Here is a 7,281-nt window from a genome sequence, read left to right on the forward strand (position 1 = left end):
CACTGCTTCGCTTCCTGGCTTTCGGCTTGCGTTCCCGGCTGGGAAGGATCCTCGTTGTCCGGTCGGTTGTTGATGAGTGTCGTGAATCCTTGGTCGCGCAACGACCGGACGTCCTCGACACTTGGCTGTGGCGAGACCGACAGTTTCTCGGATATTGCGGTGATAGGCATGACTGGCTCCATGTATCATCAATATACGATCTAATATATTGTATAATGATATGCGTTCAAGATCAGGCGCGGAACTTTGTGCTCGCCCGTGGTTCCCGGCGCAGAGGAGAAGCACCATGGCGACGGCAGCGAACCGGGTGAGCGCCCAGACATCCGACGAAATCAACCGACGCCTGCGCTGGCAGATGGAGGAGAGGCTCGCCTACTACGAGGCTCATACCGATCAGATCGAAACAAGGCTGGCGGAACTTGACCGGGAGTGGGAATCAGCAAACGCTCGAGGCGAATGCTTCCACATTTGCCTTCACGGGAAGCAGCAGTAAGGCGTGCCCCATCCACTGCTTTAGCTAAGGCGGCGATAAATTCCGCTACCTGGGTCGGTGAATGCTTCCGGGTGAAGCGCGGATCGGTGACACCGGCCGTCATCCGTTGAATCAAAATCGCTGAGCCAAGAACGGCAGATTTGTTCAGTCGGGAGCTCGAAATCTACCAGTCCGCAATCGGCCCTATCCAGCGCGATGACGGTGCGTAATGCATTTTATACGCGAAGCGGAAACCATCCGATTTGAGGGTGCGATATGTGGATTTTACAAGCCTCTGTGCAGTCGGGCCGCATCCAAACGTCCCATCAAAGCCCGCCCCCTCCTTATAGAGCTTCGACATTCAAGCATGCGTGAACGTGCCCCGACGCAATCTCTCGCAACTGCGGACGCGTCCGTCTGCAATGCTCGGTCGCAATTGGACAGCGGGGATGGAAATGGCAGCCGGAGGGCGGGTTGAGCGGCGAGGGGATTTCGCCCTGGATCGGCATGAACTTACGTCGCTGCAGTGCGATCTTCGGCATGCCGAGCCCGGGCGATGCCCACGCGCTGACGCTGACCGCCGGAAAATTGATGAGGGTAGCGGCCGACGCTGTCCGGGGGCAGGCCGACGCGCGCAAGGATGTCGACCACATAATCCTTCACCCGTGAGCGCGGCACTAGCCCGTGCAGGACCGCCGCCTCGCCGACGATCTCGCCGACGCGCAGGCGCGGATTGAGAGAGGAAAGCGGATCCTGGAAGACCATCTGGATTTTCAGTGCATCGCGCTTACGGGTAAGGAAGCTATCGTAGGGCTCACCGCGGAAGTGCCGCTCGCCGGAGGAGGCAGGCAGGATGCCGGCGATCATCCGCGCCAGTGTCGATTTCCCGCAGCCGGATTGGCGTGGTCCAGCGGACGCTGATCTTGCTGATCACCATTCCGGCCGGGATTTGGCCAAGCGCGTAGAACAGGAAGAAGGTACTGACGATCAGACCCGCTTCGGTGTTCGAGCTACAATTCTTCCTCGATGTGAGGAAGCGCAATGCCGATATTGGCCCGGTCTGCCGCCGCCAGTGCATATCCGATAAAGATGAACGTGAGAACGACCCAGCGACAGCGTCATGCGCCTCGCTCGTTGCTTGCGACTGTTATTCGTCTGGGGAGCGATTGGCGGACACGCTCACTTCGCGTAAGCGCCGGTGTAGGTGCCAGCCGCGATCTGGGCCATTATGTCTTCTTCCTTACGGGCCTGAGCCAGAGTGGCCTCAAGAAGCGCCGGTGCCTCCTCTTGTGTGAAAGCGACGACCCCATCCTGATCACCGACCACGATGTCACCAGGGGATACGACCATGCCGTTCAACGGGACTGGCGCATTGATAAAGCCCGGTCCATTTGTCGTTTGGCACTTAAACGTAAGAATGCGGCTGTTTCTTTCTTGTTTGGCATTTAATTTGAGATTCTATGGGCAAAGAATCTCAAATTAAGTGCAACTGCGAAGACGTATAGTTTGACGGTTCGTAGCGATCGGGGAAAGGCTTTGGGACGCGCCGCATCAGCAGGCGGCGGGCAATCTCGCTTGGCGACACCCAGTTTTGAATGCCATGCTCGGCCTCGTCGTCGAGTGTCCGTTCTCCTATCAGCGCAGCATGGTGGTAACGACTGAAGGGAGAGGAGCGGTCAAGTCCGCCAATGCCCTGAAGGGGGGCCTCAAAAAGCGGGCAGGTGATCCGCCACCCTTCGGCATGCGGAGCCGATAAGTACCAGCGACACCAGACGATCAAGTTTCATGTTTGGTCGCTTTTCTAACGTGCAAACGCCTCGAACGGGTTGGCTTCGGTGATTTGACTCAGTTAGCCTCATCCACTCCAGCAACCTTGAGCGAAGGCATCAGCCTGCTAATAAGGTGAGTATACGGTTTCGGCACGCCACCGCCGGGCTGCGCGGGGTCGTACCACCCGGCGTCGTGACTCAGCAATAAATGATGGACTAACTGTGATTCGATGGCTCGAGTCACCATACCAACCAGCTCATCATCAGGTGCCCGCCCCACATGATCATACTCAATCCATGCTCCGCGATCGACCAGCGCCCGATGCAGTTCGAAGTCCTTTTCCTCCTGGGTGTGAATGGAGATGAAACGACCCGCCGAGCAACCTTCGGCCTCCAGGATGTTCAATTGCTCCATAGCGACTCTGCCCCGAATCGTATGTGAACCGATCACCGCGTCGGTTTGGACGGAAGCCCGCGCCGCTGCCCGAAGAATACGGGCTTCCAGTGGAGTAATCCCATCATCGCCGGCACTTAACTTGATCCATCCTGCAACGACGCCACTGTCCTCGATGCCGTCGGTGAGCTCGCTTACCATCCATCGCTCCAGGGCGTCCTCTGTTGCGCTTGCTATCCAGGCCGGTATCCAGGGCTCCCGATAGTTGCCGGTGGGTACCACGATGGGAAAGTCAGTCGCCTGTGAAACGGCAAGATCGATATCGGCGCGTCGCCCAACGCCGGAGGTCGTGCACTCGACGAGCGCAGTGACGCCTTGCGCCTTGATCGCTTCGATTTGCGGCGCCATCAGCATCACGACCTCGTCGATATCAGCCTGGGCGTAGCCGGTCGCATCTGGCACTCTGAGATCGACGAACACGTGTTCGTGCGGGAGGATTATTCCGATCTCTTCGCGGCACTTAGGTCCCAAGGTCGTGTAAAGGTGCTTCGTCATGTTGACTTCATCAGTCTCTTTGAATCACTGCATGCAGGGCGGTGCTTTGCCCGCGTGACGACAATCTGTCCGGACGGGCTGGCCATCAAGATCTTTTGCACTTCAAAGAAAAAGAGCAAGCAAAAGATACAAGGGACGAGCGGGCGCTTCGTTCTCCCTGAACCGCGCCGTTTGGGTTTCCGACACCATCGCCGAACATTGAAATGCGCCATGATACCGGGTAATTTTATGGTCGGCAGTAGCGCATCGGAGTGTTGTTCTGTGAGCGAGAGCCTTACGACTGTTGGCGAGGCACCGCCAAACTAGCCCCCTGAGATCAACATGCAGTTCAAGCGCAACGAAATTCACGAGCTGTCGACTTTTCTCGCGATCGTCCAGTATCGCAGCTTCCGGAAAGCAGCGGATCATTTGGATGTAACAGCTTCGGCGCTGAGCCACAGCATGAAAGCGCTCGAGCAAAGGCTCGGCGTTCGGCTGCTTAATCGAACCAGCCGCAGCGTTGCGCCAACCGCTGCCGGAACAGCTCTCGCAGAAAAGATTTCTGCCGGGCTCGCGCTTATCACCTCTGGATTGGAAGACTTGAAGGGGCACCATCAGGGGGCGGCCGGCAGCATTCGCATCAACGTTCTGAAAGATGCCGCCGTTTTGCTTTTGAGGCCGGCCATTCCAATCTTCCAGCAGCGCTTCCCGAACGTCGAGCTCGAGGTCGCCGTGGACGACCAATTTGTCGATGTTACCGCGGAGGGCTTCGACGCCGGTTTCAGATATAGCGGCACCATCCCGGAAGATATGATCGCGATTCCTCTGACGCCTCCGCTGAAATGGGTCGCGGTCGCGGCCCCTGACTATCTCAAAAACCACGGTCGCCCGGCGATGCCGGATGACCTTCATTCCCACCATTGCATCCGGATCCGGACAGGCCGCGGGCAGATCTACAAGTGGGAGTTCGAACGCGGCGACGATCGGCGCGAGATCGACGTTCCCGGATCGCTGATTTCCGGTGAAACCGATCTCGCAATCAATGCGGCCATCGAAGGCGCCGGGGTGTCCTTTTGCCTGGAAAGACTTGCAAGCCCCTACGTGTCAGCAGGGCGCCTCGAAGTTGTTCTGCCGAAGTGGGCCTCAATGGGGCCGCCGCTTTCAATGTACTACTCCAGCAGACGGCAGCTTCCCTTCGGCGTCGAAGCGCTGATCAAGGTCGTTCGAAACCTCAATGGATTCTAGGGTCGTATCGGACCAATGAATCCTGTTCAACGGTTCAGTGATTTTGAATCTATTGATTCATCGCTGTTCAACGTTGTACCGACTCCTCCGAACCTTCGTATGCACCGGCTTTGAGTGCCGGGCTTCGTTCCAGGAGGAGTGGAAATCAAATGAGTAAGCGGATCGTATTTACCGGCGGAAGCGGCAAGGCGGGCCGCCATGCCGTTCCATATCTGTTGAACAAGGGACATAAGGTACGCAACCTCGACCTCGTCCCGCTGGACTGCCCCGGCGTGCAGACACTAATCACGGATCTGACCGATGGCGGCCAGACCTTCAACGCTTTGTCGATGCATTTCAGCGGCGCGGAGCTGCAGACGGGAGGCGGACCGGCAAAGGTTGATGCCGTCGTGCATTTCGCTGCGATCCCAAGCCTGCTGCTCAAGCCGGACAATCAGACCTTCGCGGTCAATGCGATCTCGACTTACAACGTCATCGAGGCCGCGGTGAAACTTGGCATCCGCAAGGTGATCATCGCCTCGAGCGAGACGACCTACGGCGTCTGTTTTGCAGAGGGTGACAAGGATTTTCATTCATTGCCGCTTGAAGAAGACTACGACACCGATCCGATGGACAGCTACGGCTTGTCCAAAGTCGTCAATGAAAAGACCGCGCGAGCGTTTGCAATGCGTAGCGGGGCCGACGTCTATGCCCTGCGGATCGCCAACGTCATCGAACCGCATGAGTACGACCGTTTCCCGGGGTTCTTTGCTGATCCGCCATCACGGAAACGCAATGCCTGGAGTTACATCGACGCACGGGATCTGGGGCAGATCGTCGATCTTTGCCTGCAGGTCGATGGCCTTGGCTTTCAGATCTTCAACGCGGTTAACGACACCATCACGGCGACGGAGCCAACGCGCGACTTTTTGGGCCGCTGGGCTCCGAACACGCCCATCGTTCGAGAACTCGGGGAGTTCGAAGCGCCCCTGTCCAACCGGAAGATTCGGGAAGTTCTTGGTTTCAAGGAAGAACACAACTGGCGGAAATACGTTCCTGGCTTGTGATTTCTAGCTTGTGATGTCGTGCGGCCCACCGCCGGCAGGGCCAATTGTTAACTTGGAGAAAAAGTCATGAAAACCGTGAGACTTGGCAAGACCGGGCTTGAAGTCAGCCGCATCTGCTTCGGCTGCATGTCGTTCGGCAAGCAGACGGAAGAGCGCCCTTGGGTTCTCGGGCTTGATGAGGCGCGGCCGATGTTCAAGCGCGCCTGGGACGCCGGCATCAATTTCTTCGATACGGCCAACGTTTACGCGCAGGGCACCAGCGAAGAGATAACCGGTGCACTGCTCAAGGAACTGGCGCCCCGGCAGGAGATCGTGCTCGCGACCAAGGTGTTTGGCCGCATGCGTCCGGGGCCGAACGGCCAGGGCCTTTCCCGCGTCGCGATCCTGGCCGAGATTGACAACAGCCTGCGCCGCCTCGGCACCGACTATGTCGACCTCTACCAGATCCACCGTTTCGACCCGTTCACGCCGGTCGAAGAGACGATGGAGGCCCTGAACGACGTCGTGCGCGCCGGCAAGGCGCGCTATATCGGCGCGTCCTCTATGTGGGCATGGCAGTTTTCCAAGCTGCAGCACGTAGCCCAACTCAACGGTTGGACGAAGTTTGTTTCGATGCAGGACCAGGTGAGCCTCACCTATCGCGAGGAAGAACGCGAGATGCTGCCGCTCTGCGGCGATCAGGGTATCGCCGTCTTGCCATGGAGCCCGCTCGGTGGCGGCAAACTCACCCGCCCCTGGGGCACCGAGACTAGGCGCGCCACGACCGACCGCTACAACAAGACGATGTATGAAAAGGCCGATGACCGCGACATAGTCGATGCCGTCGAAGCCGTCGCCAAGGCGCGCAACACCTCCATGGCGCAGGTCGCGATGGCCTGGGTGATGCAGAAGCCGGTCGTGACCTCGCCGATCGTCGGCGTCAGTAAAATGAGCCATCTCGAAGATGCGATCGCAGCTGTTGACGTCGAACTCACCGGCGATGAAATCAAGAGGCTTGAATCCCCATACAAGCCGCTGCAGGTAGGCGGTTTCTGAGCAGAGCGAGGAATGAGACGTTGCGATGCGCTTTACATATTCTAATCATCGACAACACCGGACCCCGCCTTTCGGGACCGCAAATTGGCCGTCTTTCCAGACATCCTCGAGCTTGTCGGAATCGTCGCAGAGATAGACTGGCACATGGTAATTCCGCGTGATGGCAGACTATCGAAAGCTCGTAAAAGTTGGTACTGCGGATCGCCGGCATGCCGTGGTGCTGTACGGGCCTCGCGAATGAAGCTGGTCTTCGCGTCGGTACGCGAAGGTACGAGTATATGTGGTTAGAAACGCCCACGCCTTCGCCGCAACAATGCAATCGATGGACGTTGACACCCCGTTCGGCCGATCGTGGAGGACCGATGCTTTCATTGCTTGCGAGGAAGAGGGCAGCGGACGCTCCGGCGTCCGCTGCCGTTTCGCTATCAAGAAAAAGTCGGGTCTAGCGCGCCCGAGTTGTAACGCTTTGCCATTTCCGAAAGCGGAAGCGGCCGGATTTGCGAAGCCTTGCCCGCCGTTCCGAACTGTTCGAACCGTTCCTTGCAGAGCTTCGTCAGCGCCACCATGGCCGGCTTCAGATATTTGCGTGGATCGAATTCGCTGGGGTCTTCCTGCAGAACACGCCGGACCTGGCCGGTCATCGCCATTCGGACATCGGTATCGATGTTGATCTTGCGAACACCATTCTTGATACCGCGCTGTATTTCCTCGACCGGCACGCCCCATGTCGGCTTCATCTGGCCGCCGTACTGGTTGATGATTTCCTGCAGCTCGACCGGGACCGAT

At 58.1% G+C, this 7,281-nt stretch carries 9 protein-coding genes and 1 pseudogene; 4 read left to right on the forward strand and 6 right to left on the reverse strand.

The features are described from left to right. Positions 1-170, reverse strand: a 170-nt coding sequence (locus BN1800_RS38630) for a beta-lactamase hydrolase domain-containing protein (protein ID WP_244564814.1), incomplete at its 3' end; no start/stop codon positions are given. 116 nt (positions 171-286) lie between these two features. On the opposite strand from BN1800_RS38630, the gene BN1800_RS38635 reads away from it, so the two are divergent. Beyond that, positions 287-493: a hypothetical protein gene (locus tag BN1800_RS38635; RefSeq protein WP_087006135.1), complete on the forward strand. Its 207-nt coding sequence runs from the start codon at positions 287-289 to the stop codon at positions 491-493. Positions 494-816: 323 nt separating this feature from the next. Here BN1800_RS38635 and BN1800_RS44365 read toward each other — a convergent pair whose 3' ends face one another. The 4 genes and pseudogenes from BN1800_RS44365 to BN1800_RS38655 all read right to left on the reverse strand — a co-directional run bounded on the left by BN1800_RS44365 (position 817) and on the right by BN1800_RS38655 (position 3,190). After that, on the reverse strand, positions 817-1,014 hold the full coding sequence (locus BN1800_RS44365; protein WP_132568742.1) for an oligopeptide/dipeptide ABC transporter ATP-binding protein: 198 nt from the start codon (positions 1,012-1,014) through the stop codon (positions 817-819). Beyond that, positions 986-1,339 carry an ATP-binding cassette domain-containing protein gene (locus BN1800_RS38640; protein ID WP_132568743.1) on the reverse strand — a complete coding sequence of 118 codons (354 nt, stop codon included), beginning with the start codon at positions 1,337-1,339 and terminating at the stop codon, positions 986-988. Before BN1800_RS38640 ends, BN1800_RS44365 begins: the two co-directional genes overlap by 29 nt. 312 nt (positions 1,340-1,651) lie before the next feature. Continuing rightward, positions 1,652-1,891 (reverse strand): RraA family protein, encoded by a 240-nt coding sequence (locus BN1800_RS38645; protein ID WP_087006138.1) that lies wholly within the window; start codon positions 1,889-1,891, stop codon positions 1,652-1,654. 382 nt (positions 1,892-2,273) lie between these two features. Then, a pseudogene (locus BN1800_RS38655) lies at positions 2,274-3,190 on the reverse strand (phosphotriesterase family protein). Positions 3,191-3,511: 321 nt separating this feature from the next. Between BN1800_RS38655 and BN1800_RS38660 the strand changes: the two are divergent. The 3 genes from BN1800_RS38660 (at position 3,512) to BN1800_RS38670 (ending at position 6,495) form a co-directional block, all read left to right on the forward strand. Beyond that, positions 3,512-4,414, forward strand: a complete 903-nt coding sequence (locus tag BN1800_RS38660; RefSeq protein ID WP_087006141.1) for a LysR family transcriptional regulator — start codon at positions 3,512-3,514, stop codon at positions 4,412-4,414. Positions 4,415-4,563: 149 nt separating this feature from the next. Further along, positions 4,564-5,460, forward strand: coding sequence for an NAD-dependent epimerase/dehydratase family protein (locus BN1800_RS38665; protein ID WP_087006143.1), 897 nt, complete (start codon positions 4,564-4,566; stop codon positions 5,458-5,460). A gap of 66 nt (positions 5,461-5,526) precedes the next feature. Next, positions 5,527-6,495, forward strand: a complete 969-nt coding sequence (locus tag BN1800_RS38670; RefSeq protein WP_087006146.1) for an aldo/keto reductase — start codon at positions 5,527-5,529, stop codon at positions 6,493-6,495. A gap of 425 nt (positions 6,496-6,920) precedes the next feature. Here BN1800_RS38670 and BN1800_RS38675 read toward each other — a convergent pair. Then, positions 6,921-7,281: class II fructose-bisphosphate aldolase (locus BN1800_RS38675; RefSeq protein WP_179214020.1), on the reverse strand; the 361-nt coding region annotated here is incomplete at its 5' end.

The organism is Rhizobium sullae (assembly GCF_900169785.1).
In the GTDB taxonomy this organism is placed as follows: Bacteria; Pseudomonadota; Alphaproteobacteria; order Rhizobiales; family Rhizobiaceae; genus Rhizobium; species Rhizobium sullae.

Coding starts and splice junctions, on each gene's coding strand:
- BN1800_RS38665 (WP_087006143.1), top strand. CDS start 4,564: ATGAGTAAGCGGATCGTATTTACCGGCGGAAGCGGCAAGGCGGGCCGC.
- BN1800_RS38635 (WP_087006135.1), top strand. CDS start 287: ATGGCGACGGCAGCGAACCGGGTGAGCGCCCAGACATCCGACGAAATC.
- BN1800_RS38670 (WP_087006146.1), top strand. CDS start 5,527: ATGAAAACCGTGAGACTTGGCAAGACCGGGCTTGAAGTCAGCCGCATC.
- BN1800_RS44365 (WP_132568742.1), bottom strand. CDS start 1,014: ATGCCGAAGATCGCACTGCAGCGACGTAAGTTCATGCCGATCCAGGGC.
- BN1800_RS38660 (WP_087006141.1), top strand. CDS start 3,512: ATGCAGTTCAAGCGCAACGAAATTCACGAGCTGTCGACTTTTCTCGCG.
- BN1800_RS38640 (WP_132568743.1), bottom strand. CDS start 1,339: ATGATCGCCGGCATCCTGCCTGCCTCCTCCGGCGAGCGGCACTTCCGC.